Below are 26,179 nucleotides of genomic sequence, written 5' to 3'. Positions count from 1 at the left end.
CTAACAAATAGCTATTTATCAAACGCTATCATTTCACTAATATCATACTAGGAGGGGATTATCCTTGTCGAGAAAACCTAACATTTTGCTAATTACAAGCGATCAGCAGCACTGGAATACCATCGGCGCTCGCAATCCCGAAATATCGACGCCCAACCTGGACCGTCTCGTTCGGGAGGGCACGACGTTCGACAGAGCCTATTGCCCGAATCCGACCTGCACCCCAAGCAGGGCATCGATTCTAACCGGCATGTATCCAAGCCAGCACGGCGCCTGGACGCTCGGCACGAAGCTAATGGAGGACAGGCACACCGTAGGCGAGGACTTCGCGGAAGCAGGATATCGAACCGCTTTGATCGGCAAAGCGCATTTCCAACCGCTGATGTCGACCCCCGAATACGAATCGCTCGAAGCTTATCCGCTTCTCCAGGACCTGGATTATTGGCATAATTTCGACAAACGGTTCTACGGCTTCGACCACGTCGAGCTGGCTCGCAACCATACGAACGAAGCCCATGTCGGACAGCATTATGCGCTGTGGATGGAGGAGCAAGGCTGCGCGAACTGGCGGGATTACTTCCTGGCGCCGACCGGCACGATGGACCCCGCGGCGACGTACAAATGGCCGATTCCGGAAAAATATCATTACAATACATGGATCGCAGAGCGGACCAACGCGATGATGGAAACATTTAAAAATTCCGACGAACCTTTCTTCCTCTGGGCCAGCTTCTTTGATCCGCATCCCGAATATTTGGCGCCGGAACCCTGGGATACGATGTACGACCCGGACAAGCTGACGATACCTGCACTTGTTCCGGGAGAGCACGACCGCAATCCGCCGCACTTCGGACTCACCCAAGAGGCGGATCCCGACTTTTCGCACCTTGTCGAGACCGGATACGGCATCCATGGCTATCGTTCGCATCTTTATTACGAGTACGGCTCGAAGTTCAAAATGACGGCGTACGACAAAAAAAAGCTGGTCGCCGTTTACTATGGCATGATCAGCATGATGGACAAGTATATCGGCAAAATTCTCGACCGGCTGGACGAGCTCGGGTTGGCCGAGGACACCCTTGTCGTTTTTACGACGGATCACGGCCATTTTTTCGGTCAGCACGGGCTTCAGGCGAAAGGCGGGTTTCATTACGAAGACCTGATCAAGCTCCCCTTCGTCGTCCGTTATCCAGGACGTGTACCCGCAGGGCGCAGGTCAGACGCCATTCAATCCTTGGTCGATCTCGCGCCGACCTTCTTGTCTTTCTGCGGCATTCCGATCCCGCATGCCATGACGGGCGTCGATCAAAAAGAGACATGGCTCGGCAACCGCTCCAGCGCGCGGGATCACGCGATCTGCGAGTTCCGCCACGAACCGACGACGATCCACCAAAAAACGTACGTGGACGAGCGGTACAAAATTACCGTTTACTACAATCAAACCTACGGCGAGATTTTCGACTTGCAAGAGGATCCGGGCGAGCTGCGCAATCTGTGGGACGAGCCGGCAGCCGAGCGGTTGAAGACGGAGCTTCTATTGAAGTACATTTGGGCCGAACTCGGCAAGGAACCGATGCCGATGCCCCGAATTCATCACGCCTGACAGCAAGACAAAAGAAGCTCTTCCGAATGCGACCCGCAGGTCCTCGGAAAAGCTTCTTTGATGTCGCGCAAACCGCGCAAATGCTTATTCTTCTATATATTCGCCGTTCAGCTTCATCGCCTCGTACCGCGCAATCTCCTCGCGCAGCTTCCTGGCCTTTTCAAGCGGCTTTTTAACGTAATGGATATATTCGACCGCCGCATGGTGATCCGGCTTCTTGCCGCTCAGGAACTTGCGAAAGGTGGACATCGTCCGGTAGGCCTGCTCTTCCTTCTGCACGCGGCGCTCATAGCGCTGGACCATCTGCTCGATCTCCGCGACTTCCTCAAGCCGCTTCTCGATGAGCGCGTCGACCAGCGAGTGCACCTCCGCTTGCCGGGACGGCGCCGCCGATGACGGGATTCCTTGCACAATGAGCTTTGTCATGAAATATCACCTGTCTATTCTTGTGAAGATTCATCACACGTAAGCCAATTGTATCGGAAAACAGCCAGCATGAGAACCCTTATGTCAGCTATTTTTTAGGAAGAGATGACAATATCGATGCCGACGACGCCGATCGGACGGCCATCCGCTCCCTGCAGCGGCGTCGACACTGTCACGCAGGGCTTTTTCGTGATGGCGGACAAGTATACCTCCGATACGAAAATCTCGCCATCCATCGCTTTTTTCCACCACTCCCTGCTCCGTGCGTTGAGCAGGCCCGCGACCGGTTCGGAAAAAACGAAGGATCCGTCCGCCCTGTTGGACCAGATCGCTTCGACGCCGGCCGTCTGCGCCAGCCAACCGGAGAGCACCTTGCGGTGGATATCCTCATTCAGTCCGGCGAGCGCAGGATCGGCCGCCATCGTCGTGAGGAACTGCATCCAACGTTCTTTTTCCGCGAGCCCGGTATCCGACCAAACCTTGCCGCCGGCCTGATGAACGGCGCCGATCAGCTCGTCCGCCGCCGCCTTAAGCTCCGTAGACACTCTGCCGAGCTTGGCCGTCTCTTCGCGCTGCTTGAGATTTTGCGCGAGCGTATCGTCAATGCTGGACATCATTTGATTGACGGAGTCGACCACATCCTTGAGCATCGCATTGGCTGCCGAAGTCCGGCTCGCCTGCTCCGCCGCCGCGGTGAGCGTCTTGCCGACCTGTCCGTCCACTTTGACGATATGGTTGTAAATCGCGTCCATCCGGTCCCGATTGACCTGCATTTCGGCCAAGCCTCTCGCGACCGACTGCTTCTCCTCGGCTACAGAAGCGACGACCTGCCGGATGCCCGCCTCGATGTCGCGGACGATGCCCGACGAGCGTTTGACCGCAATGCTGCTCTGCTCGGCAAGCTTGCGAATCTCCTGGGCAACCACGGTGAAGCCGCTGCCGAATTCGCCCGCATGCGCAGCCTCGATAGCCGCATTCAGCGCCAAAAGGGAAGTCTGCGAGACGATCTCCTGGATCAAATCGTTCATTTGCGTAATTTTGGAGGCTTCGGCAATGAGTACGCTTACCCGCTCCTCCATCGTACCGTGATGGACCGCGAGATCGTTCATGACCTCGTCGGTCTGCAGCATCGACTTGCATACGTCGATTACGACGTCCCTGGCTTCCCGGCTCTGCCGGCTCATTCCCTCCGAGGTGGCGCGAATCTCCTCCGAAGCGGCCGCAACCTCCTGCAATGCCGAAAACGCTTCGTCCAGCCGCCCTGAAGCCAGCCTGCTCTGCTGCCGCAGCCGGTCCTCCTGCACGGCAGAACGGTCCGCGATCGCTTCCAGCTGCCCGACGCTCGAATCCACCTCGCCGACCGCAGCCTGCAGCCGGTCGGAAATGACGACGGCTTCGCCGACCATCGTCCGCAGCTTGTCCTGATCCGCGTCATGCCCTGCTGCCGCGCTCCCCGCCGACACGGCGGTTGCCGTATCGGACGCCGCCCGCTTCGCTTCGGTCCCGTCCGTTCCGTTGAACCACTTCCGCCATCCGGCCATTGCGAATCGCCCCCGACTTCCGTCGACACATTCTACATCGGATCGACAGAATGTAATAATAGCTAACATTATATCTGTCTGCCGGGCAAAATAAAAGAGGAACCTCGCGGTTCCCCTCTCTTATATTCGAATCGCTATAAATCCATGGCTCCTGCGCCACCGGCCTCGGCCTTCAGCCTGGCCTTCCCCCGGTGGATGCGGGCTTTGACGGTACCGACCGGCACCTGCAGGGCAGCCGCGATCTCATCGTCCTTGAACCCGTAATAAAACTTGTAAAGCAGCAGCGTGCGCGTCGCCGGCTCAAGCCGTCCGAGAATATCGGTCAGCTCCGCCATCGTCTCCGGCTCGCTTAATCTGCCTGCCCCCGACTCGCCGGCCGCATAAGCTTCGCTCAGCTCGCTGACGGGCTTGACGCGCCTGGCGCGGTTGGCGTTCAACGCCAGATTGGCGGCGATCGTCTTCGCCCACGGGATAATTTTGTTGCTCTCCCGAAGCGTGTCCCGCTTTTCCAAGATTCTAACCCATGCTTCCTGGACCACGTCGATCGCGTCGCTCTTGTGATGAAGCCTGTGACGGGCCACCCGCAGCATCTCCCGATACAACTCGTTCAGAAGTTCGTCCTCGATAGCGGATTGTTCGCGACTTCCGATTTCTCCGCGGGAGTTCGTCATGCCTCAATGTCACTCCTTAGGCCTTTTGATCCTCATCTCCTTTATTTTAACATATGGATTCCGATCGTAATATCATAAATATACTAAGAATCGAATTTTTTGTCGGACAAGTCCTGGCCCGCCACCGCGACCTCGTTCATCTCGTCCAGCATCGTCTCCGTCACTCTCCCGTTACCGCGGCGGATGACCTTGACCTTGACTTGCTTTTTCCCCCATTCCTTGAAAACCTGGCGAGTCGACGGGAAATAGAGGTCGATCCGTCTTCCTTTGATTCGCGAGCCGGTATCCGCCACGCAGCCATAGCCGTAGCCCGGGATATAAAGAAGCGTCCCCAATGGAAATAGGCGCGTATCGGCCGCGATCGTCGATACTTTGCTGCGCCTCACTTTGACGCCGGAATAGGTCACGCCGTATTGCGGGTGCCCCGGGCGCTTGCCGGTCGACTCGACGCCGGCCGTGTAGCCGGTCGCCAGTACCGATACTGTGGCGGGATACGATTCCTCCCGTTCTTCTTCCGCTTTTGCTTCCGCGACCGCGCGCGGAGCGTCGGACGATGTCCATGCGGCGGAAACGACGAGAAGTACGATGGCCGATCTGAAAAAAAAGCTTGCGGGCATTGGTAGCATTCCTCCTAGAGGGAGAATGCCCCAAGCCCGCAAGCTTTATTCGTCGCGATTCGAAACCTGTCAGTCGGTGCGCTTGCTGTCGATATCGCCCCTGATTCGCGCGATAAATGCGTCGATCGGCTCGGCGCCGATATCGCCTTCGCCGCGGCGGCGTACGGATACGGTACCGGCTGCGGACTCGTTCTCGCCTACGACGAGCATATAAGGAACCTTCTCGAGCTGCGCCTCGCGAATTTTGTAGCCCAGCTTCTCGTTGCGAAGATCCGCCACGACGCGAACGCCGGATTCGCGAAGCTTGTCCTCGAGCTCGCGCGCATAGGCCTCGAACGCCTGGCTGACCGGCAGGATCTTGGCCTGCACCGGGCACAGCCATACCGGCAGCGCGCCGGCAAAGTTCTCCAGCAAGAACGCAGTCATACGCTCCATCGTGCTGATGATGCCGCGGTGGATGACGACCGGACGATGCTTTTTGCCGTCGTCGCCGACATACTCAAGCTCGAAGCGCTCGGGCAGGAGCACGTCGATCTGGGCGGTCGAGAGCGTCTCTTCCTTGCCGAGCGCCGTTTTTACCTGTACGTCCAGCTTCGGTCCGTAGAACGCCGCCTCGCCTTCCGCCTCGAAGTACGGGAGCCCGAGCTCGTCCACAACCTCGCGCAGCATGCGCTGCGTCGTTTCCCACATATTGTCGTCCGGCCAGTACTTCTCCTTGTCCGCCGGATCGCGGTAGGACAGGCGGAAGCGGTATTCCTTGAGTCCGAAGTCCTCGTACACGCGCTGGATCAGCTGTACGACGCGCTTGAACTCTTCCTTGATCTGGTCGAGACGGCAGAAGATATGCGAGTCGTTGAGCGTCATCGCACGCACGCGGTGCAGGCCGGTCAACGCCCCCGACATCTCGTAGCGGTGCATCGTGCCGAGCTCGGCAATCCGGATCGGCAGATCGCGGTAGCTGCGCATCTCGCTCTTGTACACCATCATGTGATGCGGGCAGTTCATCGGACGAAGGACAAGCTCCTCATTGTCCAGCTGCATCGGCGGGAACATGTCCTCCTGGTAGTGCTCCCAGTGCCCCGAGATCTTGTACAAGTCGACGTTGGCGAGAACGGGCGTATAAACATGCTGATAGCCGAGCTTCTCCTCGAGATCGACGATGTAGCGTTCGAGCATCTGGCGCACCTTAGCGCCGTTCGGCAGCCACAGTGGCAGACCCTGGCCGACCTCGCGGGAGAAGGTGAACATGCCGAGCTCCTTGCCGAGTTTGCGGTGATCGCGCTTCTTGGCCTCCTCAAGGAAATGGAGATGCTCGTCGAGCTGCGCCTTCTTCGCGAAGGCGGTGCCGTAAATGCGCTGCAGCATCTTGTTCTTGCTGTCTCCGCGCCAGTAAGCGCCGGCCACGCTGAGCAGCTTAAACGACTTGATGCGGCCGGTCGACGGCAGGTGAGGCCCGCGGCACAGATCGAAAAATTCGCCTTGGTCGTAGATGGTGATCTCAGCGCTTTCGGGAAGCCCGTTGATCAGATCCAGCTTGAGCGGATCGCCGAGCTCGGTATAGATCCGAAGCGCTTCTTCGCGGCTGACGACGCGCCGCACGATTGGCAGGTCCTCCTTGACGATTTTCTCCATCTCGGCTTCGATCTTCGCCAGGTCGTCGGGGGTGATCGACTGCTCCATGTCGATATCGTAGTAAAAGCCGTCCTCGATTACCGGGCCGATGCCCAGCTTCACGGCCGTATCGCCGTAAATGCGCTTGATCGCCTGCGCCATAAGGTGAGCGGTACTGTGGCGCATCACTTCGACGCCGTCGGCGGAATCGAGCGTCACGATTTCGACCTTGGCGTCCGGCGTCAGCTCGGCGTTCAGGTCGACGACTTTGCCGTCCAGCTTGCCGGCTACGGCGTTTTTCTTCAGTCCCGGGCTGATCGAACCGGCGACGTCGGCGATGTTGGAGCCGTCCTCGTATTCGCGGACCGCTCCGTCCGGCAATTTGATCTGTACAGTCATTGCGTTGGCCTCCTTGGCAGCGTTGAATTTATTATTGGGGACAAATCAACGCAAAAAAGCGCCCGTCCCCGGTAAGGGACGAGCGCCTGTCTAATGGCGTCCGTGGTTCCACCCTCGTTCAACCGTCGCGCCTGCCGCTCAAGACGGCGTACGGACGATTCTCTAGGCATGAGTAACGGTCATGACCCGGCAGCCCTTAGTGGCGATGCGCGCCTCGCTGCCCGTTCGCTTGCTTGCGAACCGTGCAGAATGCCGCTTGCGTTCGGAGCTGCAGCTCGAAAGGGGTCGACGCTTGCCGTTGCCGGAAGGAACTTGCAGCCAAGGTTCCTCTCTCTGGGCCGTCCGTTGCAGCGCCGCTGTCTTTCTCACAGCCGATACGATGAATTATACCCGCTGCCGGCCGCATGCGTCAAGCGGACATAGGACTCGATTCGGAGCTTCCGGCCTCCTGTGCATGGGTTTTTCATGCGCCCGCTTCAGCGCGGCACAGGATGGTCGCAAATGGCGGCTCTCTCGCCAAAAATGCCCATCAGCGTCCGCACGACCTGCGCATCCGGTTCGTCCGTATGGATATAAAGTCTTCTCGGGCTCGCCGCGAGCAGCCGAGTGACCAGCAAGCTCTCGCGGTCCTGCTGATCGGATGCCGCCTGCAGGATCGGTTCGGTAACCGGTTCGTCCTGCAAAGGACGCATTTTCTCGTCGAGCAGCGTCGGTCCTTGTCCTCCGCCGTGCAATACGTGGATTGCCGGCAGTCCCGTCTCCTGCCCCTTCACCATCGATTGAAGCAGGCGCATGAACTCCTGGTACTGCCGGTCCATCAGCATTTCTTCCACCGCAGTTTCGGCCGCTTCCTTCAGTTCTTCGGCATGCTCGCGCATACGGAACCGCATGAAGCCATCCAGATGAAGCGAGCCGTTTCGCCATAAATAATCGCCAAGCTTCACCGCTATCTTGACCAGCCTTCGTTTCCTGCCTTCGCCGGCGACGGCGTCCGGGCCGCCCGCTTCGCCGTCCGGCAGCTCCCCGTTCAGCAAGACGATCGCTTCCCGGATCCCCGTCTTGATTTCCTTCTGGTCGCGCGTTCCTAATCTCCGCTGCATAAATCGTTCGAGCGCCTGAGGCTCCTTGACCGCCAGCACGAATTCCGCCAGCACCATGCCGATCTTGTCGCAAAACTCCCTTTGTCCAGCGGAAATATCCAGCCCGCACACGATGGCGTCGCCGCGTTCGGCAAGGCGCCACGGGCCTTGTCCCGCACTGTCGGCCAGCCCCTCAAAGGCATCGTTCATCATGCGCTGAAGCCTGCTTCTCATCTCCAGCCCCCCGTACAAACTAACTGCCCACCGCTCCCTGTTCATCCGCTCACCCCCGGCTTCCTGTTCTTAAGCTATATGGTGACCGGAATCGCCATATACGATCGCTCGCCGCATGTGGTATATTTTATTAATTTCGGGTTGGTAAAATGCGGAATCCGAAGAGATGTTTTTGGAGCAGGCAAACAGGCAACATAGAGTAACGAGCAAGGCGACATGGGAAAAGTGGGGCATCCTCCGCGATCAGGGACGATATCAGAGGCTGTCACGGGCGATGTAGTGGGCCTGCCGGCGGTATTAACGAGCACACCTGGCACCCGTTGCCGCTAAGACGCCCGAGCAGCGCCGCCCTCGTTTTCACTAACCTCCAGGCAGCCGAAAAAAACGCTTATCCGCGCTTTTTCCCAAAGGGATAGAAGCTGGATAAGCGTTCAAAAAAAGAAGTGGAATCAGTTCTGCATAATAAAGTCCCGCGTCACGCTCTCGTCCTCGTTGTACACCTTCAAAATCTCGTACCGCGTATTCCGCTGCGCAGGAATCTTGCCTGCCTCGCGGATCAGCTTCAGGATGAGCTCGATGTTGACCTTATGCGTGGTGCCCGCCGCCGAGACGACGTTTTCCTCCATCATCGTGCTGCCGAAGTCGTTGCAGCCATAGGTAAGCGACAGCTTGCCGATCTCCGGTCCCATCGTAACCCAGGAGGACTGGAAGTTGTCGATATTGTCGAGCGCGATGCGGCTGATCGCCAGCGTCTTCAGATATTCTTCCGGCGTCGCCTTCTCGCGCTTCATGTTCGTATTGTCCGGCTGGAAGGTCCACGGGATGAACGCCAGGAAGCCCTTGGACGGGTAGCCATTGTTCAGGCACTCATCCTGCGCTTCGCGCACGCGCAACAGATGCAGCGCGCGCTCTTCCATCGTCTCGCCGAAGCCGATGACCATCGTCGCGGTCGTGTTCATGCCGATCTTGTGCGCGGTCGTCATGACGTCCATCCAATCGCGCCAAGAGCCTTTGAGCCGGCTGATCTTCTTGCGCGTACGATCGTCGAGAATCTCGGCGCCGCCGCCCGGCAAAGAGTCCAGGCCCGCCTCGTGTATCTGACGAATGACCTCCTCGAGCGACAGTCCATCCGAAACATCCTTCATCTTGTGAATCTCGGCAGGGGAGAAGGAGTGCATCGTAATATCGGGGAAACGCGCCTTGATCTTGCGCAGCAGATCGAGATAATAGCCGAACTTCAGGTTCGGATTCGTACCGCCTTGCATCAGGATCTCGGTACCGCCGACGTCGACCGTCTCCTGAATCTTTTGCAAAATCAGTTCGTCCGGCAGCACGTAGCCTTCGTTGGAGCCCGGCGCGCGGTAAAAGGCACAAAAACGGCAATATACGTCGCAAATATTCGTATAATTCACATTCCGGCCGACTACGAATGTCGTAATCGGATCCGGGTGGCGGCGCAGCATCAGCTCGTTCGCTGCCGCACCCATTTTCTCGATCTCTTCCGACTCGAACAGCTTGACGACATCTTCCAATTCCAAGCGCTGGCCCTGCAGCGCGCGTGATAGTATTCCATCCACCGCACTCATCGTTCAAGCCTCCTTCACTATGCACTTATTTTAACGCTGTTCGCCGTCCTTGTCATGCATTTCTTTGTGAAATAAATCACGATTACTTCCGAATGAAAAGGCGCTTCCATTATCAGGAAGCAACCAATCCGCGCCGACTTTGTATCCGTTCCTTCATCTCTTGGAAAATACCACGCTCATGCTCGTGCAGCAGCGGATTCGGACGTGCGAAATAATAACCTTGTCCCATGCTGACGTTGAGCCGGAACAGCACGTCCGCCTCTTCCTCGCGCTCGACGCCTTCCGCCACGACATCGCAGCTCATCTCGCCGGCCGCGGTCACGATCGCGCGCAGCAGGCTTTCCTTGACCTTGTACCGATCCACGAACTGGATAACCGAGCGATCGATCTTGATCAGCTCCGGCATCAGCTCGCCGATCCATTGCAGGCTCGAGTATCCCGAACCTGCATCGTCGATCGCAAAGCGATAACCCTTCTCGCGGAAGCGGTCCAATATCCGGGACATCTCCGACAGATCGTGAATCTCGTGGCGCTCGGTAATCTCGAGCACGATCTGCCCGGCGGACAGCGACGGATGCCGTTCAAGGCACTGCTCCAGATGTGCCATGAACAAGGGATGCGCCAATGTCACCGGCGTGACGTTCAGAAAGACGGGCTCGCAGATGCGCCGGCTCGCGATCTCGTCCAGCGCATGCCGTACGACGATAAACTCAAGCTTGCTCAGCAGCTTGCTCTGTCCAGCGAAGCGGAACAGCTCGTCCGGCATATGGAACACGCTAGCGGCCGGACCACGCGTCAAAATTTCCCAGCCGTACACATCGCCGCTTCTAAGGTCCATGATCGGCTGCGCCAGCACCGAGATCCGGCCTTCCGCCAAGATCTCGTCGAGCTGCCTGCGGGCCTCGATTACTTGCGGCGTAACCGCACCCGTGGCGAGCGCCAACGCAAAATCGAAAGTCTCCTTGAACAACGTCGCCGCATCCCGATCTGCCGCCCAAGAAGCGCTCGATACCGGCACGTAAGTGCCGGTCAGCTGCCATTGCTCCGCGGCTTCGGACAAGACGGCTGCTGTGCCGCCTTCGAAGGCGTGCCGCAGCAGCTCCAGCCTGCGAAACAGCGAGACGGGCACGAACGATTCGTCAGGATCCTGCGTCGCGCTGACGAGCACGACATAATCTTGCGGGCCGTACTGATCCATGCCGATCAGCTCCCGCTTGCCGAACTGCTCGCGCGCCAGCAGCGCGAGCTGCCTTCGGCTGGCGGCGGACAGCCGCTTTTCGTCCTCGCGGCCATGCTTCCGATGCTCGGGATCGAACTTGCTCTCCCAGCGGTACAACGCTAAAAAGCAGGCTTCTCCGCGACCGAGACACTGCCGTAGAAGAGACAGGATCGGCCGCCGGATCGTAAAATCCGGCGGGAAGGCATTCAACCGGCGATCCGGCAGAAATGCCTTGGCCATCGTCTTTAATCTCTCAAGCAGCATCGTCGCGGTCACGTCATCGCCTGCCTTGTCTTGTCGAATCTTTTTGTCGAATCGTTCTTGTCGAATATTGTTATTTTATCACGAATCGGAATGCTCGGAAAGGCGAATTATGGAAGCTGGTTTCTAGCTGGTTTCTAGCCGTCCTCTAGCCGTCCTCTAGCCGTCCTCTAGCCGTCCTCTAGCCGTCCTCTAGCCGTCCTCTAGCCGTCCTCTAGCCGTCGTCCAGCAGATCCTCCAGCCGCTTCTATCCGTCCAAAACCACGGCTAGACCTTGATCTTCTTAGTCTTCCAACGCCTGCGCGAGGTCGCGAATGAGATCGTCGATATCCTCGAGCCCGATCGAATAGCGCACGAGTCCGTCGGTAATGCCCCTCGCCGCCCTTACTTCAGCAGGCATCGCGGCGTGGGACATCATCGCCGGATAGGACAGAATGCTCTCGACTGCGCCAAGGCTGACCGCCACGATCGGTATGCGAACCTTGCCGAGCAGGCGCCTCGCCTTTTCCCCGCTCCCCGCATCGAACGAGACGACGGCGCCGTAGCCTTGCGATTGCCGCTCGTGAATTTCCTTACCCGGATGACCTTCCAGTCCAGGATAATAAACGCGCGCCACGCCCGGATGCTCGCTCAACCATTGCGCGAGCTTGCGCGCGCCGCGTTCGCTCGCTTCCATGCGTACCTGCAGCGTCTTCATGCCGCGCATGAGGAGCCAGCTCTCCTGTGTGCCGAGCACCGTCCCCAGGCCGTTCTGCAGCGCCTTGACCCGTTTGCCGAGCTCCGCGTCCGCCGTAACGATCAAGCCCGCCAGCACGTCGCTGTGGCCGCCCAGAAACTTGGTCGCGCTGTGCAGCACCAGGTCGACGCCAAGCTCGATCGGACGTTGGTGGTACGGCGTCATGAACGTATTGTCCAGCATCGTGAGCAGCCCTTGTTCCTTGGCCCAGCCAGCAATCCGCTTGATATCGGTGATCTTGAGCGTCGGATTGGACGGCGTCTCCATAAACAGCGCCTTCGTATTCGGCCTGCGCGCCGCGATGACTTGCTCGAAGTCGGTCATGTCCACGAAGGTGGATTCGATCGCCAGTCGGTTCAGCACGGTCGTCAACAGGCGGTAGGTGCCGCCGTAAACATCCTCCGTGACGATGACGTGGTCGCCTGCCGAGAGCAGCAGGAACGCCGTCGAGATCGCCGACATCCCGGAGGAAAACGCGAACCCGCGCGTACCGCCTTCGAGCAGCGCGATATAAGATTCCAGCGCTTCCCGCGTCGGATTGCCCGAGCGGCTGTAATCGTGCTTGGGCGGCTGCTCCAGGTCGAAGTGGTGAAACGTCGACGCCTGATAGATCGGTACGCTGGAGGCGCCGGTCGCCTCGTCGATCTCCGCGCCGAAGTGGATCAGCTTGGTGGCGAACTCGCGGTCTCCCGCGTGCCGGTCGCTTGGATGCGTCACGCGCGTTCCCCTCCGATCTCGGCCGTGGCGGCCTCGATGGCCTGCCCCAAATCGCCGATCAGATCGTCGATATGCTCGATGCCGACGGAAAAGCGCAGCAGGCGGTCGTCCACGCCAACCTTACGGCGGATCTCCTCGGGAATGTCCGCGTGCGTCTGCACTGCCGGATAGGTCAGCAGCGACTCGACGCCGCCAAGGCTCTCCGCGAACGCGATCAGGCGCAAATGGCGTAAAATGGGCTCGATCGTGCGGGCGTCCTTCATGCGGAAGGAGAAGATGCCCGTGCTGCCCGATGCCTGTCGTTTTTGAATCTCGTGACCCGGATGCGCCGGCAGCGCGGGGTGGTATACCGACGCCACGGCCGGGTGCTCGTCCAGCCACTCCGCCAGCTTGACGGAATTGAACTCGTGCCTCTCCATCCGCAGCGCCAGCGTCTTCATGCCCCGCATCAGCAGCCACGAATCCTGCGGCCCGAGCACCGCGCCGATCGAGTTGTGCAGAAACGCCATTTCGTCGGACAAGGCTTGCCCCTTCGTCACGATCAGTCCAGCCAGCACGTCGTTGTGACCGCCCAAGTACTTGGTAGCGCTATGGATGACGATATCGGCGCCGAGCTCGATCGGCCGCTGGAGGTACGGCGTGAGCAGTGTGTTGTCGACGATCGTCAGCAGCCCATGCACCTTGGCCCAGGAAGCGACCGCGGCGATGTCCGTAATCATCATAAGCGGGTTGGTCGGCGTCTCGATCAGGACAGCGCGGGTAGCCGGCGTACGCAGCGATTCGAGCGCGTCCAGATCGTTCGTGTCCACATACGATGCCGTCACGCCGAAGCGGGACATGATTTTTTCCAGCAGCCGGTAGGTGCCGCCGTATAAGTCGAGCGAGACGATCAAGTGATCGCCTTGCTTAAAGAGGGCGAAGATCGTCTGGAGCGCGGCCATGCCCGAGCTGCAGGCGAAGCCTCGGTCTCCGCTCTCGAGCTGCGCGGCCGCTTCTTCGAGCACGGCTCTCGTCGGACTCTTCGTGCGGGCGTAGTCGAAGCCCGTGCTCTGACCGAGCTTGGGATGGCGGAATGCGGTCGCTTGGTAAACCGGGAAGCTCACGGCGCCGGTAGCCGGATCCTCCTGCGAACCGATTTGGGCAAGACGGCTTTCGATTTTCATAAATAGAATTCCTCCATCTTCATTAGGTTGGGCTTGCGCCCGCTAACTCGATCGATCCTGCCGTCTCTACGCATGCATGCGTACAAGCGCTTCTCCTGCGGCTCCTCCGCTCAGATGCCCGCGCCCAGGTCGTACGGCGTCTCCTGGTAGACGTAATAGTTCAGCCAGTTGGAATACAGCAGGTTTGCGTGCGCCCGCCAGGTGGACAGCGGCATTTTCGACGGATCGTCCTTCGGATAATAATTTTTCGGCACGTCGATCCGCAGCCCCTTGGCCTTGTCGCGATCGTACTCCCACTTCAGCGTGTTCGGGTCGTATTCGGAATGTCCGGTAACGAAAATCTGCTTGCCCCCGCGCGACGCCACGATATACACGCCCGCTTCCTCGGACTCGGCCCACACCTCGAGCTGCTGCACCTTATCGATATCCTCGCGTCTCACCTCGGTGTGCCGGGACTGAGGCACGTAGAACATTTCGTCGAATCCCCGCAGCAGCGGCACGTTGCGCTTCGCGATCGTATGCGGGAACACGCCGAACAGCTTTTCTTCAAGCGGCAGCTTGGGCACGCCGAAGTGGTGATAAAGGCCCGCCTGGGCCGCCCAACATATATGGAAGGTCGAAGTAACGTACTTGGCGCTCCAATCCATAATGTCCTTCAGTTCTTCCCAATAGTTGACCTCTTCGAAGGGTAAAGTCTCGACAGGCGCGCCTGTGATGATCAGACCGTCGTAGCGCTGGTGGGAGATCTCGTCAAACGTCTTGTAGAAGCTCTCCAGATGCTCGGAAGACGTATTCTTGGACGTGTGCGTCTTCGGATGGAGAAGCACGACCTCTACCTGCAGCGGCGTATTCCCGATCAGCCTGAGCAATTGCGTCTCGGTCGTTTCCTTCGTCGGCATCAAATTCAGTATCGCAATCCGAAGCGGCCGAATATCCTGGTGGTAGGCGACGCTTTCGTCCATGACGAATATGTTTTCTCCGGCCAGTATCTCCTTGGCGGGCAAATTGTCGGGTACCTTGATGGGCATAATATCACTCCTAATCAGGTGTGTTGGCAAAACAAAAGACCCGCTTTCGTCGGAAAGGGGTCGTCGTGAACAAACGGTCGCGCGATCGCCTCTCTCATCTCCCAGAAACGTCCGAAACGGACGTCTTCGCAAGAATTAGCACCGTGCGTACGCTACGCCGGTTGCCGGGCTTCATCGGGCTAGTCCCTCCGCCTGCTCTTGATAAGATGGGCAAAACTATTCGGTTGTAAGGGTTAAACTACAATTAATGTAACCGATCGTCCCGCTTCCGTCAAGCGCCTAGACAGCCGCGAGAAATTGTCCTTGAAAGGGATCAAGCGGAGGATTATACTTAACACGGATTGCGCCCGGACAGGGCGGATTCGGAGCTAAGCAGCGATCCGAAAAACGGAAGGGGGGAGCCGGTCATGGAAGGAGATCATCCTGGGCCAAGTCGCACTTCAAGACGCATTGCCGCAGGACGAGAGTCCGCCGCCGAAGCCCCGCGCTTGCCCGGCTCCGCCGAGTAAACCCCTTCGCGCGCGGATGTTCGCCCTGCATAATACGACAGCGCCGTACCCATGCGACCTTAGACAGGCGCGCCGGGCGGCGCTTAAGCCGATTATGACAAGGAGCGATATTCATGAAAATCCGCCTGGTCCGTCAAGGCGTATTCACGCCTGTTGAAGATATTACCCAAACGCTTATTCCGCCGGATGAAGGCTTCTACTGGATCGACGCGGACGTCGACGACCTGGTCGTCCTGCAGCCGCTGTTCGGCATCCATGATCTGGCCGTCGAAGACTGTCTGACGGAGGAAGAGCAGCGACCCAAGCTCGAGGTTTACGAGAGCCATTATTTCCTGGTCATCAACAGCATCCGGTTCGACGACGAGGAGATTTTCCTCCGCTCCCTTAACGTCTTCCTGGGACGTCACTATCTGATCACCGTCACGCGTCAGAAGATCAACGAGCTGCGCAGCATCAAGCCGATTCTCTGGGAGCAGGAAGTCAACTCGGCCGACCGCTTGATGTACCACCTCGTCGATATCGTGGTCGACAACTATTTCTCCGTCGGCGACCGGATCGAGGCCCGCATCGAGCAGCTCGAGGAAGATATTCTGATGCACACCAAAAAGTCGCATCTCACCGAGATCATCGGGCTGCGAAGCGAGATTCTGTGGCTCAAGAAGGTGCTGGGCCCGCAGCGCGACGTCATCGCCACGCTCAACAAGCGGGATCTCAGGCTCATCGATCACCAGCTGCAAAAATACTTCATTGACATTCACGAAAATGCCGTCAAAATTTACGAAACGTTCGAGACGTACCGGGACCTGATGGGCAACTTGCGCGAAGCCTACCAGTCCAGCGTCGCCAACCGCGCCAACGAGATCATGCGCGTATTCACGGCGCTGACGACCATCTTCATGCCGCTCACCTTCCTCACCGGGGTGTACGGGATGAACTTCGATTACATTCCCGGGATGCACGACCAGTATGGTTCCGTCGTACTGCTGTGCATCATGATCGGTCTCGGCTTCGGAATGTTCTATATATTCCGCAAGAAGGATTGGCTATGAACGACGCCGGTCCGCTACCTCAGACAAGGCGCTCCTGATACGCTGCAGCGGCAGCGAACGGGAGCGCCTTTGTCGTTGAACGAAGATTAGACCTGTACGCCGCCCGCTGTCGCGGCCAACGCCCCCGCGCCGCGGTCGCCGCTATCGGCGAACAGACCGCGCTTGTGGTGATGCCGCCAGCGAAGGTACAGCACGACGCCCCGGATATACTCGTCGAGGATCATGCCGGCATAGACGCCGTAAAGCCCCCATTCCAGCTGGATGCCCAGCAAATAAGTAAGGCCGACGGACACCAGCCACTGGCTGGGTATCGATATCTTCATCATATAACGGCTGTCGCCGACCGCCACGATCGATTGGCCGAGTGCCATATTGAGCATCTTGCCCGGCTGGAGAATCAGATTGAGCCACAGCAGCACGATCGCCATATCCACGATCCACGGATCGTCCGTGAAAAAGGTGATGATCTGCTTGCGGAACAAGAGCATAAGCGCCGTGTTGAACATGACGAACGCCATGCCGTACCCCATCGCGCGATAAGCGCTTCGATACGCCTCGGTCAGCCTTCCCTGCCCGAACAGGTAGGCGATCAGGATCTGCACCGCCATCGCGTACGACCACCCGATCGTGAAAGCGAACGATTCCATCGTGTTCATATAGGTTCGCGCCGCCAGCTCCTGCGCGCCCATCACGCCGATGAGCCCCGTGATCGCGAGCTGGGAGATCTGCCATGAGCCGCCGTTGATGCTGAGCGGCCAGCCGATCCGCAAGATCTCCCGCGACTTGCTCCAGTCCGGACGCAGAAATTCGCGGAGGCCGATCCGGCCGCCGAAGGACGAGCGGAACACGTAGAGCAGCAGCACGACCGACGCCGCCCGCACGAACAGCGTGGACAACGCTACGCCGAACAGCCCCCACTTCGGAAAGCCGAGCAGGCCGAAAATAAACAGCGCGTTCAGAAAAATGTGAACGACGTTCATCATAATCGCGATGTACATCGGAGAGCGTGTATTGCCCGTGTTGCGGATGGCCGTAGACAACGCATTGCCGATCGCGGTGAAGACCATACCGCCGCCCACGATCGCCAAGTAATCCTTCGCGAGCGGCCTTATATCGTGCGGCATGCCAAGCCATCCGGCGAATTGGCTTGCCCCGAATATCATGAGCAGGCTGACGACGAGCCCGATCGCGCCGGTCAGGACGACCGAGACGATCGCAAGCTTGCGCGCCTCGTAAGCTTCACCGGCGCCGAGACGATTGGCGATCAAGATGCCCGCGCCGCTTGCGACCAGCATAAAAACGACGATTACGGCATTAAAAAACTGATTGGAAAAGCCTACGACAGCTACCGCATCGTCCGAGATGCGGCTCACCATCAGCGTGTCCGACGTGCCGATGGCAAACGCGAGGAACATCTCGATCATAATAGGCCAGGTGAGACGGCCGAGCTTCATTTTTTTGTCCAATTCCATGTAAGTAAGCGCCCCTCGCCGAACCCGCATGCGTGCCGATTCAATATCCTTGGCATCATATCACGTCCGGTTCGGCTGCAAAAGGGCGCTTTATTGCCATGAACGCGGGTTTATAGCCGAATTCGACCTTAAATCGCGATCTTCCTGCTCCTACGGAACGTTATGCGGAGCATGCGCAGCTTCTCGTACTGTCGCTCGGTCTCGGCATATTCGGTGCCCGTCTGGCCTCCGTACACCCGTTGCTGCAGCGGCTTGAGAAAGCGGTCTCCCAGCTCGTCCATCGCCCCCAAGGCGACCTCCTTCTCCTGCTCGGGCACGGCGGCCAGCTCCTGATCGATCAGCGGCAGTACGTCGTAGCCTTCTTCGTCAAGCTGCTCGATCCGCGCGATCAGCTCTCTGCGCGCGCACTGCATCTGCTGCGCGAGCTCCGTCAGCGAGCTGCCCTCGCGAATGCCTGCCAGCAGCTTGCGCTTCTCCTGAATAAGCGACAAGCTTTTGCCGTAGCGATCCTCCCGCTGGGAGAACATCCAAGCGGCGTATTGATCGGCGGATACCGCACCGGATACCCAGTCCAGCGGGAATGAATGGCTGCGCTCCGTCTTGGCCAGCATCGCGACAAGCTCCACGCCGTACCGCTCCGCCTTCAGCTTGCCGAAACCCGGCACCTGCTGCATCTCCGCCTGGTTATGCGGCAAAAATACCGCCAACCCGTGGAGCTCGCGGTTGGTCGCGATCATATAAGCCGGCCTCTTCTCCTCGGCCGCCTTCGTTCTTCGCCATACGCGAAGCGATTCGATCACTTCGTCCGAAGCCGGTTGTCCGTCCGCATAGCATTGAAGCAGCGTCTGCAGCTGCGGCTTGCGCTCCCAGAACGGCGTATCCTCGAGCATGCCGTCCAGCATCGGACGGTACCCTTCCTTCATCCTGCCCGCAACGCCATGACGGAACGACGACAACAGCTCCTCCCAGCTCGTGCCCTCGTACCAGATCGTCCGCTCGGCATCTCCGTTTTCGGCCGTCTCTTGCCAGCCTGCGGTCCAATTGCCCTGTTCCTCCCCGATGAATACCTGTCCTTCGCGTCCCGCCGGGTAACCGCTGCCTTGCTCAAGCCGATTCAAAAACACGATCTTCATAGCCTTCGTCCTCCTTGTATGGGTCCGGCATGCGCCGGCGCTGGGATACCAAGTCGTCCAAGGGAGAAAAAAGGCGACAAAAAAGAAGCACCTCGTCCCGCGCTTGGCGATAGAGGTGCTTCCTCATCCGTTCGACCTGTTCTGCTCCAGCGTACCAAAATTAGACGATTTTGACAAGAGCCTCAAGGGACGATATTCACAGGATCGACTTTTGCCGGGTCAGAACCGTTATGGTAAGGTAAACTCAACATCTTGCCAACTTGACCGCGAAGGAGTGCGGGTAACTATGCACACGACGACTTCATCCGATATTGGCGTACGGTCGCTGCGATCCGAGGCGGAGCTTTTTCTGACGCGCGTCGCCGAGGAAACCGGAATGGAGGAAACCGCTGCCGCCGCCAGACGTCGTGAAGTACTTGCCGAGATTGCGGCGACGGGCACTTACAGCCATACCCCCGAAGAGCTGACGCACGGCGCAAAGATGGCGTGGCGCAATGCCAACCGCTGCATAGGCCGATTGTTCTGGAACAGGATGCATGTGTTCGACGAGCGCGATGCAACCAGCGAGCAAGAGGTGTTCGACGCTCTGCTGCGGCATCTCGCGTTCGCCGTCAACGGCGGGGAGATTCGACCGGCGATCACGATTCTGCCGCAGGCCGGAGAGGGCTGCGATACGTTTCGGATTTGGAATCACCAGCTGCTGCGGTACGCAGGCTACGAGAGTACGACAGGCGTAATGGGCGACCCCGCTTCGGTCGGGTTTACACGGGTCTGCGAGCGGCTTGGCTGGCGCGGCGAAGGAACGCCGTTCGATCTGCTGCCACTCGTCGTCCAGCATGGCAGCAAGCCGCCGCGTTTGTTCGAAATTCCGCGAACGCACGCGCTGGAGGTTCCTCTCAGCCACCCGGACCGGGATGTGTTCGCCGGCTTTCCTGCCAAATGGTACGCCGTCCCCGTCATCTCCGACATGCTGCTTGAGATCGGAGGCATCCGGTACCCTGCGGCACCTTTTAACGGCTGGTACATGGGAACGGAGATCGGCTCGCGCAATCTTGGCGACGAGGCCAGGTACAATTTGCTGCCCCGGATTGCGGCCAATCTTGGTCTGGACACGTCTTCGAATGCGTCGCTCTGGAAGGATCGGGCGCTGGTCGAGCTTAACGCCGCGGTGCTTCACTCCTACCGGCTTGCCGGCGTGACGATCGTCGATCACCATACGGCCGCGCAGCAGTTCAGCGTTTTCGAGCGCAATGAAGAAAAAGCCGGCAGAGACGTAACCGGACGCTGGTCTTGGCTGATTCCTCCAATGTCCCCTTCCGCAACCTCCGTGTTCCACAAGAGCTATGAGGATCGCATCGTAAGCCCGCAATTCATTCATCAAAAACCGCCGTACGAATAAACTTAGCTGAAGGGAGTTCCCCGCATGGAAATGGCAGACTTCGATTTTCTTTCGGACAGTACCGAGCAGACGTCCACGCGCTTCGTGACCTTCGTGTCTCCGGGATTGAACCGCTTCGACTTGGCGATTGTGACGACAAACCGATTTTATGGCAAAAAGCTTGTCGTCGACATGCAGTCCGGCCGCAGCGGCGTGCTCGCTTACGACGATCTGGAGGAAGAAGGCGTCATCGCGTCCGTCTTCCGTTTGGAGGAAGAAGCGGCAGCCGAGCTGTCCCAGTTTTTGGCGCTTGTTCTCGGCGAGGTTCATTTTACGGACTGACGGTCCTGAACAATCCTTATGCATGAACCGCCCACCCGGAACGCACAATAAGCCCATCCTTATAAAAGGAGGGCTTTTTCCATGTCCCGATTCCTCTCCGAAGACCGCCGGACCACTACAGATCTGAGCACCGTGGAGTCTGCCCGCAACGACTTATTTCTTGAAGAGTTCCCGGAAGGGCCTTACGGCGCAAGTCTCGTCACGAATCTGAAGCTGGGCCGGTCAAAACCTTGGCGCATCGACCAGGATACGCATTCCGGATACGAAAATATCGAGCTTCACGAGGACCTGCCCCGCATTTACCCGGGCGAAGATCCGCTCGGAGATACGGATGACGACCGTTAAAGAAACGCGATAGATCGTTAGTAACAAAAAACGGTTAAAAGGAGAGTACTCCCTTTTAACCGCTTCTTTGTTACTCTCTATGAACCGAACGATCGGAGCTTGGCATCGGCTTCGGCAAACGTGAGCTCAGCCTGCAAAACATCGGGCTCCGCAAACGGATCCTCCATGGCCGCCGCAGCCTCGGCTCGGCCGAGCAATTCCGCCGCGCCCAGCAGCTTGTACAAGCCGCCGAACTCCAGCTCCTCGAACTTGCGCGTCGCCGCTTCGCGCCTGATCTCCAGCACGCATTCATCCAGCGTGCAAGCGATCGGCGCGTCCAGGCGAATCTTGGCCAGCTCGCGCGAAAGATGCAGCAGCTCCAGGTTCGCCTCGATCTTGGCGCGAACGCCTTTGGCCAGCTTGTCGAGATTGTCCAGCACACCCTCGACGGACCGATACTCGAGCAGCAGCTTGTGCGCCGTCTTCTCGCCGATGCCGGGCACGCCCGGGTAATTGTCGCTCGTATCTCCCATGAACGCTTTCAGATCGACGATCTGCTCAGGCGTCAACTGCCTCTCGCTCATCAGCGTGTCCAGATCGTATACCGCATAATTGAGCTTGCCTTTTTTCATGATAACGACCTTCACACGTTCCGATACGAGCTGCAGCAGGTCATGGTCGCCGGTAAGCACATACACCTCGGCGTCCGCGCAGAGCGCCGCAGCGAGCGTGCCGATGCAATCGTCCGCCTCGAAGCCGCGCATGCCAACGTTAAGGACGCCCATCTCCGCGACGACTTCCTTGACCAGGTCGAACTGCGGAATCAGCTCCAGCGGAGGCTCCGGGCGGTTGCCCTTGTAAGCGCCGAACTGCTCCGTCCTGAAGGTCGAGCTCCCCATGTCCCAGCAGCAGACGACGTGCGTAGGACGAAACGTCTTGATCGCATCGAAAAAGTATTGTACGAAGCCGTGGACCGCGTTGGTCGGCAGTCCGGCCTTCGTCTTGCGGATGTATCCGGTATAGGAGGTCGCAAAGTAGGCCCTGAATAAGATCGCCATGCCGTCGACCAGCAGCACTCTTTGATCGTTGCCATTCATTTATCTCTCACCCTCGCGCGTTAAACTATCACCCTATTATAGCATAACGCACGGATTGGACTCGGCCCCTTGTTTATCCAGGCATCGTCGTATCTCTGTCATTCGGATGGAACGCGCTCCCGCAAAAATCGCCCGATGCGGGCTGCCGCTTCGCGCAGCCGCTCCTCGGGCTCGACAAGCGCGAAACGCACATAGCCTTCGCCGAGCGCGCCGAACGCGTTGCCGGGAATGACCGCCACGCCGACATGCTCGAGCATGGATCTTGCGAGCTCGCGCGAGCTCCAGCCTGCCGGCACCGGCGCCCAGGCGAACATCGAGCCTCGCGGCGCCGGAATCGTCCAGCCTGCCTCGGCCATCGCCGAGATGAAGGCGTCCCGGCGACACTCGTACTCGGGCGCGACGGGGTCGGGCGCGTTTAAGTCCAGCTCCAGCGCTTCGACGGCCGCTTCCTGCACGGCGAGAAATACGCCGAAGTCGATATTGTTCTTCAGAGCGCGAAGACTGTCCAGCACTTCGGGATTGCCCACCGCAAAGCCGATGCGCGCGCCGGCCAGATGGAACGACTTGGACAGCGAATGGAACTCGATCGCGATCTCCTTGGCTCCGGGCACCTCCAGCACGCTCGGCGGCTTGAAGCCGTCGAACGCCATCTCGCTGTAGGCGTTGTCGTGCACGAGCAGAACGCCGCGCCGCTTCGCGAAGGCTACCGCTTCCTTGAAGAAGGACAGGTCGGCGACTGCTGCGGTCGGATTGCTCGGATAGCTGAGGAGCATGAACTTGACTTTGGCCCAGACGTCGTCCGGGATCGCCTCGAAGTCAGGCAGGTAGCCGCGCTCCGCCGTCAGCGGCAGCGGCACGGTCTCCACGCCGGCTACGGCCAGGCCGGCCTGATAGACGGGATAGCCCGGGTCGGGCAGCAGCGCCGCATCTCCCGGATTCGTCACGGCTAGCGCCAGATGGGCCAGCCCGTCCTGCGTTCCCATAAGCGAGAGTATCTCCCTTTCTGGTTCGAGGGCGACGCCGAAACGGTGCTTGAACCATTCCGCGGCCTTCTGGCGAAACGCGGAACTGCCCTCCGTGCCCGGATAGCGGTAAAGCTCGGGCCGCAGGCTCGCCGCGGCCAGCCGCTCGCGAATCCCCATTGCGGGCGGCCTGTCCGGACTGCCGATATCAAGCTGAATGACGTCGAGCCCCGCGGAGCGGGCTGCGGCCTTCCATCCGGCCACCTCCGAAAAAATAGCCGAACCCAGACGGTCCAGCCGATCCGATCTCCAAGCTTGCCGATTCATCGTTTACAGCATCCTTCCTGTATGCGCGCAGCGACCCGGCCGCGTTATTGCGCCGGGTTCGTCCAGCCTGCTTCTTGAATGACCCACATCATATAGACCAGTACGACAATCAGACCGATGTACAAGCTTCCGATCCGCCATCTGTCGCGGCTTTTTACTTCGTAATAGTTGTCCGGCTCATAGACATTGCCTTCGACCCGCACTTTCAGCGTCAAGTTCTGCTCGGCGTCCGGGCCTTCGAGTTGATGGGCGTAGACGCGCCGGATAAGAATCGCCTGGTCGATCGGCAGCTCACCCTTGAAGGACAGCGCCTCCCATTCGAACTCGACCATATGCTGGCCGTCCAGCTTGCAATAGGCTGTATACGGCAGCTCGCGCAAATGGCTGGAACCGCGGTAAAACCAGTCCGGCAGCGCGGGATCCGCCTTAGCCTGATAGACGCCTTCGGCGACGTGAACCGGGCCTTCGCCTTTCTTCGCCTTGAACTTCCGGTAGGTTGTGAACAGGAACCACACCCAGATCAGGATAAAAATAACGCTATGCGTGTACCAGATGATGAACGGACCGATAACGACGCCCGCGAGCCAGATCCAGCGGTTCACGGCCGAAGCGATTCTGCCGCCGTCAAGCGGACGGACCGGAACGAGGTTAAACAGGTTGAGGAAAAAACCGACGTACGCCAGCATATGCCAAACGGGGCTGTCCGTATAGACGCCGATTCCGTAACAGACGAAGGCTGCGGCCGTGCCCAAATACGGACCTCCGAGCGCAATATCGGCCTCGGTCGCCGCGTCCTTCGGATTGCGCTTCATCATGATGGCCGCACCGAGAAAAGGAATGAACACCGGCGCCGTCACCGGCAAGCCTTTTCGCTTCGCGACCCATACATGACCCATCTCGTGAACGAAGATGAGTGCTACGAATCCGACGGCGAACGACCATGGATAAATAATGGCGTAGGCACCGACCGTGATCGCCATCGAGATCAGCGGCTTGCCGAACTTCAGGAACAGCAGCAGCGCGGCCTTGCCCTTGCCCAGCAAAAAAGCGAGCACGGCGCCGATCGCCGCCCACGATCCGCCGCCCCCTTTGCGCCGGCCGCCCTCTTCCGGGGTGTCGACCCGCTCCTCATCGCCATGCGTCGGCGGAACGGGCGGCGCGTTCGGGTCGATCGGCTTCGGGGTCGGCAGGTCGGGGCCGGGCGGATTGGCTTGAGGCTGGTCAGTGCCCATCCCGTCGCCCGCATCCGTCAGCCTTTCCTGTCCGCCGTCCGCAAGCTTCCGATCGTCCAGCTTCTCTTCGTGCTCCCGGCCGTCATTCGGCATAGGCACGCTTCAGCTCCTCCTCGCGGTAGCCTACGGTCGCCTTGCGTCCGTCGGAGACGACCGGCCGCTTGATCAGCATGCCGTTGCCCGCGAGCAGCTCGAGCTTCTCGTCGTCGGACAGCTTCGCCATGCGATCCTTCAGGCCCAGCGACCGGTAGACGTCGCCCGCCGTATTGAACCATTTGCCTATCGCAAGTCCGCTGTCCGCGACCAGCTTGCGCAGCTCCTCGACGGACGGCGGAGACTCCTTGATATGAATCAAATCCAGTTCATGTCCCTCGCCCTGCAGCGTTTTGATCGCTTTGCGGCAGGTATCGCAAGACGGGTATTGGTAAACGGTCAACTTTTTAGACATCGCTGCGTTCCTCCAGGTTCGATAAATGCATGCTCAAAGGACGTCCAGACGCGACGGAAGCTCGCGCAGGACGCGCTCCAGCTCGCGAAGGTCCGCGGGCAGCGGCGCTTCGAGCTTCGTCTCGGCGCCCGTCACCGGATGACGGAACGCCAGCTGCGCCGCATGGAGCGCCTGCCTGCCGATCGCGCAGGACAGCGCGCCGGCGAGCGGCGTGCGCATCCAGGCCGGATCGGCGTAATAGGCGTCGCCGACGAGCGGGCATCCGATCGCGCCCATATGCACGCGAATCTGGTGCGTCCTGCCCGTGCCGAGCCTGATGTCCAGCGCGCTCGCGCCGCAAGGGTAAGCTTCGGACAGCGAGTAGTACGTAAGCGAAGGCTGACCGTCCTCCCGGACGGCCCGCCTGTGCGGGTCTTCGGGCACGCGGCCGATCGGCGCGTTCACCTCGCCCTCGTCCGCAGGCGGACGTCCGTAGGCATAGGCGCGGTACTGCTTGAGCACCGTGCCGGCCGTCATCTGGGCGGACAGCTGCTGCTGCGCGTACGGGTGCTTGGCGACGATCACGAGGCCGGACGTATCTTCGTCCAGCCGGTTGACCGGTCGGAACCGGCAGCGCTCGCCGCGCTCCCGCCAGTAATGCACGACGCCGTTCGCAAGCGTATTCGCGTAATGGCCGGTCGTCGGGTGGACGATGACGCCCGCAGGCTTGTTAAGCACGAGCAGGTCATCGTCCTCATGCACGATATCGAGCGCCATCGGCTGCGGCAGAATGTCGTCCGAGGACTCTTCCGCCATCCGCAGCGCCACGATGTCGCCGGCCGATAAAATAAAACTGGAAAAAACCGCGTTCCCGTTCACGGTCACGCCTTCTTCCGAAGCCTTCAGCTTCGTCCACAGCCGCCGCGAGATCCCGACCCGGCTGCGAAGTACGTCACGCAGCATACGGCCTTCGTCCCGCTCGTCCGCAACGTGTACGAGCGGTTTGTAATACCCTTCCGTGCGTTCCCATTCCATC

The 26,179-nt window shown here is 59.4% G+C and carries 23 protein-coding genes and 1 riboswitch; of the genes, 5 read left to right on the top strand and 18 right to left on the bottom strand.

Features of this window, described 5'->3' with window-relative positions; all coding sequences use genetic code 11:
* Positions 1 to 64: 64 nt before the first annotated feature.
* The gene (locus KB449_RS06795; protein WP_282907653.1) at positions 65 to 1,603 is read left to right on the top strand and encodes a sulfatase family protein; all 1,539 of its coding nucleotides are present in this window, start codon (positions 65 to 67) and stop codon (positions 1,601 to 1,603) included.
* Positions 1,604 to 1,687: 84 nt separating this feature from the next.
* Here the strand turns inward: KB449_RS06795 and KB449_RS06790 are convergent, their stop codons facing one another.
* The 11 genes from KB449_RS06790 to metA all read right to left on the bottom strand — a co-directional run bounded on the left by KB449_RS06790 (position 1,688) and on the right by metA (position 14,891).
* Entirely contained in the window at positions 1,688 to 2,029 is a 342-nt protein-coding gene (locus tag KB449_RS06790; protein ID WP_282907652.1) for a hypothetical protein, read from the bottom strand.
* A 95-nt stretch (positions 2,030 to 2,124) separates the two neighbouring features.
* Complete coding sequence (locus KB449_RS06785) at positions 2,125 to 3,570, bottom strand: methyl-accepting chemotaxis protein (protein WP_282907651.1); 1,446 nt, start codon at positions 3,568 to 3,570, stop codon at positions 2,125 to 2,127.
* 134 nt (positions 3,571 to 3,704) lie between these two features.
* Entirely contained in the window at positions 3,705 to 4,241 is a 537-nt protein-coding gene (locus KB449_RS06780) for an RNA polymerase sigma factor (RefSeq protein ID WP_282907650.1), read from the bottom strand.
* A gap of 83 nt (positions 4,242 to 4,324) precedes the next feature.
* On the bottom strand, positions 4,325 to 4,858 hold the full coding sequence (locus KB449_RS06775; RefSeq protein WP_282907649.1) for a 3D domain-containing protein: 534 nt from the start codon (positions 4,856 to 4,858) through the stop codon (positions 4,325 to 4,327).
* 69 nt (positions 4,859 to 4,927) lie between these two features.
* Complete coding sequence (thrS, locus tag KB449_RS06770) at positions 4,928 to 6,868, bottom strand: threonine--tRNA ligase (RefSeq protein WP_282907648.1); 1,941 nt, start codon at positions 6,866 to 6,868, stop codon at positions 4,928 to 4,930.
* A 476-nt stretch (positions 6,869 to 7,344) separates the two neighbouring features.
* Positions 7,345 to 8,181: a putative sporulation protein YtxC gene (locus tag KB449_RS06765; protein WP_282907647.1), complete on the bottom strand. Its 837-nt coding sequence runs from the start codon at positions 8,179 to 8,181 to the stop codon at positions 7,345 to 7,347.
* A gap of 449 nt (positions 8,182 to 8,630) precedes the next feature.
* The gene (mqnC, locus tag KB449_RS06760) at positions 8,631 to 9,767 is read right to left on the bottom strand and encodes a cyclic dehypoxanthinyl futalosine synthase (protein WP_282907646.1); all 1,137 of its coding nucleotides are present in this window, start codon (positions 9,765 to 9,767) and stop codon (positions 8,631 to 8,633) included.
* 112 nt (positions 9,768 to 9,879) lie between these two features.
* Positions 9,880 to 11,262, bottom strand: coding sequence for an EAL domain-containing protein (locus tag KB449_RS06755; protein ID WP_282907645.1), 1,383 nt, complete (start codon positions 11,260 to 11,262; stop codon positions 9,880 to 9,882).
* A 268-nt stretch (positions 11,263 to 11,530) separates the two neighbouring features.
* The gene (locus KB449_RS06750; RefSeq protein WP_282907644.1) at positions 11,531 to 12,700 is read right to left on the bottom strand and encodes an aminotransferase class I/II-fold pyridoxal phosphate-dependent enzyme; all 1,170 of its coding nucleotides are present in this window, start codon (positions 12,698 to 12,700) and stop codon (positions 11,531 to 11,533) included.
* Complete coding sequence (locus KB449_RS06745) at positions 12,697 to 13,863, bottom strand: PLP-dependent transferase (protein ID WP_282907643.1); 1,167 nt, start codon at positions 13,861 to 13,863, stop codon at positions 12,697 to 12,699. Before KB449_RS06745 ends, KB449_RS06750 begins: the two co-directional genes overlap by 4 nt.
* Before the next feature lie 110 nt (positions 13,864 to 13,973).
* Positions 13,974 to 14,891, bottom strand: a complete 918-nt coding sequence (gene metA, locus KB449_RS06740) for a homoserine O-acetyltransferase MetA (protein WP_282907642.1) — start codon at positions 14,889 to 14,891, stop codon at positions 13,974 to 13,976.
* 91 nt (positions 14,892 to 14,982) lie between these two features.
* A riboswitch (SAM riboswitch) is annotated at positions 14,983 to 15,099 on the bottom strand.
* 414 nt (positions 15,100 to 15,513) lie between these two features.
* Here metA and corA point away from each other — a divergent pair.
* A complete protein-coding gene (gene corA / locus KB449_RS06735; RefSeq protein WP_282907641.1) occupies positions 15,514 to 16,449 on the top strand; it encodes a magnesium/cobalt transporter CorA in 936 nt (311 codons plus the stop codon).
* 86 nt (positions 16,450 to 16,535) lie between these two features.
* Here the strand turns inward: corA and KB449_RS06730 are convergent, their stop codons facing one another.
* A complete protein-coding gene (locus KB449_RS06730; RefSeq protein ID WP_282907640.1) occupies positions 16,536 to 17,921 on the bottom strand; it encodes an MATE family efflux transporter in 1,386 nt (461 codons plus the stop codon).
* Positions 17,922 to 18,049: 128 nt separating this feature from the next.
* A complete protein-coding gene (locus KB449_RS06725) occupies positions 18,050 to 19,054 on the bottom strand; it encodes an HRDC domain-containing protein (RefSeq protein ID WP_282907639.1) in 1,005 nt (334 codons plus the stop codon).
* Between the two features lie 286 nt (positions 19,055 to 19,340).
* Between KB449_RS06725 and KB449_RS06720 the strand changes: the two genes are divergently transcribed.
* The 3 genes from KB449_RS06720 to KB449_RS06710 all read left to right on the top strand — a co-directional run bounded on the left by KB449_RS06720 (position 19,341) and on the right by KB449_RS06710 (position 21,119).
* On the top strand, positions 19,341 to 20,453 hold the full coding sequence (locus KB449_RS06720) for a nitric oxide synthase oxygenase (protein WP_282907638.1): 1,113 nt from the start codon (positions 19,341 to 19,343) through the stop codon (positions 20,451 to 20,453).
* 24 nt (positions 20,454 to 20,477) lie between these two features.
* Positions 20,478 to 20,774, top strand: a complete 297-nt coding sequence (locus KB449_RS06715) for a DUF3055 domain-containing protein (RefSeq protein WP_282907637.1) — start codon at positions 20,478 to 20,480, stop codon at positions 20,772 to 20,774.
* Between the two features lie 81 nt (positions 20,775 to 20,855).
* Positions 20,856 to 21,119 (top strand): hypothetical protein, encoded by a 264-nt coding sequence (locus KB449_RS06710; protein WP_282907636.1) that lies wholly within the window; start codon positions 20,856 to 20,858, stop codon positions 21,117 to 21,119.
* A 77-nt stretch (positions 21,120 to 21,196) separates the two neighbouring features.
* Here KB449_RS06710 and KB449_RS06705 read toward each other — a convergent pair whose 3' ends face one another.
* From KB449_RS06705 to KB449_RS06685, 5 genes are all read right to left on the bottom strand, one after another.
* Entirely contained in the window at positions 21,197 to 22,195 is a 999-nt protein-coding gene (locus KB449_RS06705; RefSeq protein WP_282907635.1) for a 5'-3' exonuclease, read from the bottom strand.
* 98 nt (positions 22,196 to 22,293) lie between these two features.
* Positions 22,294 to 23,484 carry an aminotransferase class I/II-fold pyridoxal phosphate-dependent enzyme gene (locus KB449_RS06700; RefSeq protein WP_282907634.1) on the bottom strand — a complete coding sequence of 397 codons (1,191 nt, stop codon included), beginning with the start codon at positions 23,482 to 23,484 and terminating at the stop codon, positions 22,294 to 22,296.
* Between the two features lie 44 nt (positions 23,485 to 23,528).
* Entirely contained in the window at positions 23,529 to 24,809 is a 1,281-nt protein-coding gene (locus tag KB449_RS06695) for a site-2 protease family protein (RefSeq protein ID WP_282912751.1), read from the bottom strand.
* Entirely contained in the window at positions 24,799 to 25,164 is a 366-nt protein-coding gene (locus tag KB449_RS06690; protein WP_282907633.1) for a Spx/MgsR family RNA polymerase-binding regulatory protein, read from the bottom strand. The genes KB449_RS06695 and KB449_RS06690 overlap by 11 nt, the downstream gene beginning before the upstream one ends.
* A 33-nt stretch (positions 25,165 to 25,197) precedes the next feature.
* The gene (locus tag KB449_RS06685; RefSeq protein WP_282907632.1) at positions 25,198 to 26,178 is read right to left on the bottom strand and encodes an RluA family pseudouridine synthase; all 981 of its coding nucleotides are present in this window, start codon (positions 26,176 to 26,178) and stop codon (positions 25,198 to 25,200) included.
* Position 26,179 lies beyond the last annotated feature (1 nt).

This window comes from Cohnella hashimotonis (genome assembly GCF_030014955.1).
Classification (GTDB): domain Bacteria; phylum Bacillota; class Bacilli; order Paenibacillales; family Paenibacillaceae; genus Cohnella; species Cohnella hashimotonis.
Note: the sequence above shows the minus strand (reverse complement) of the source record. Positions and strands in the feature narration are given on the sequence as shown.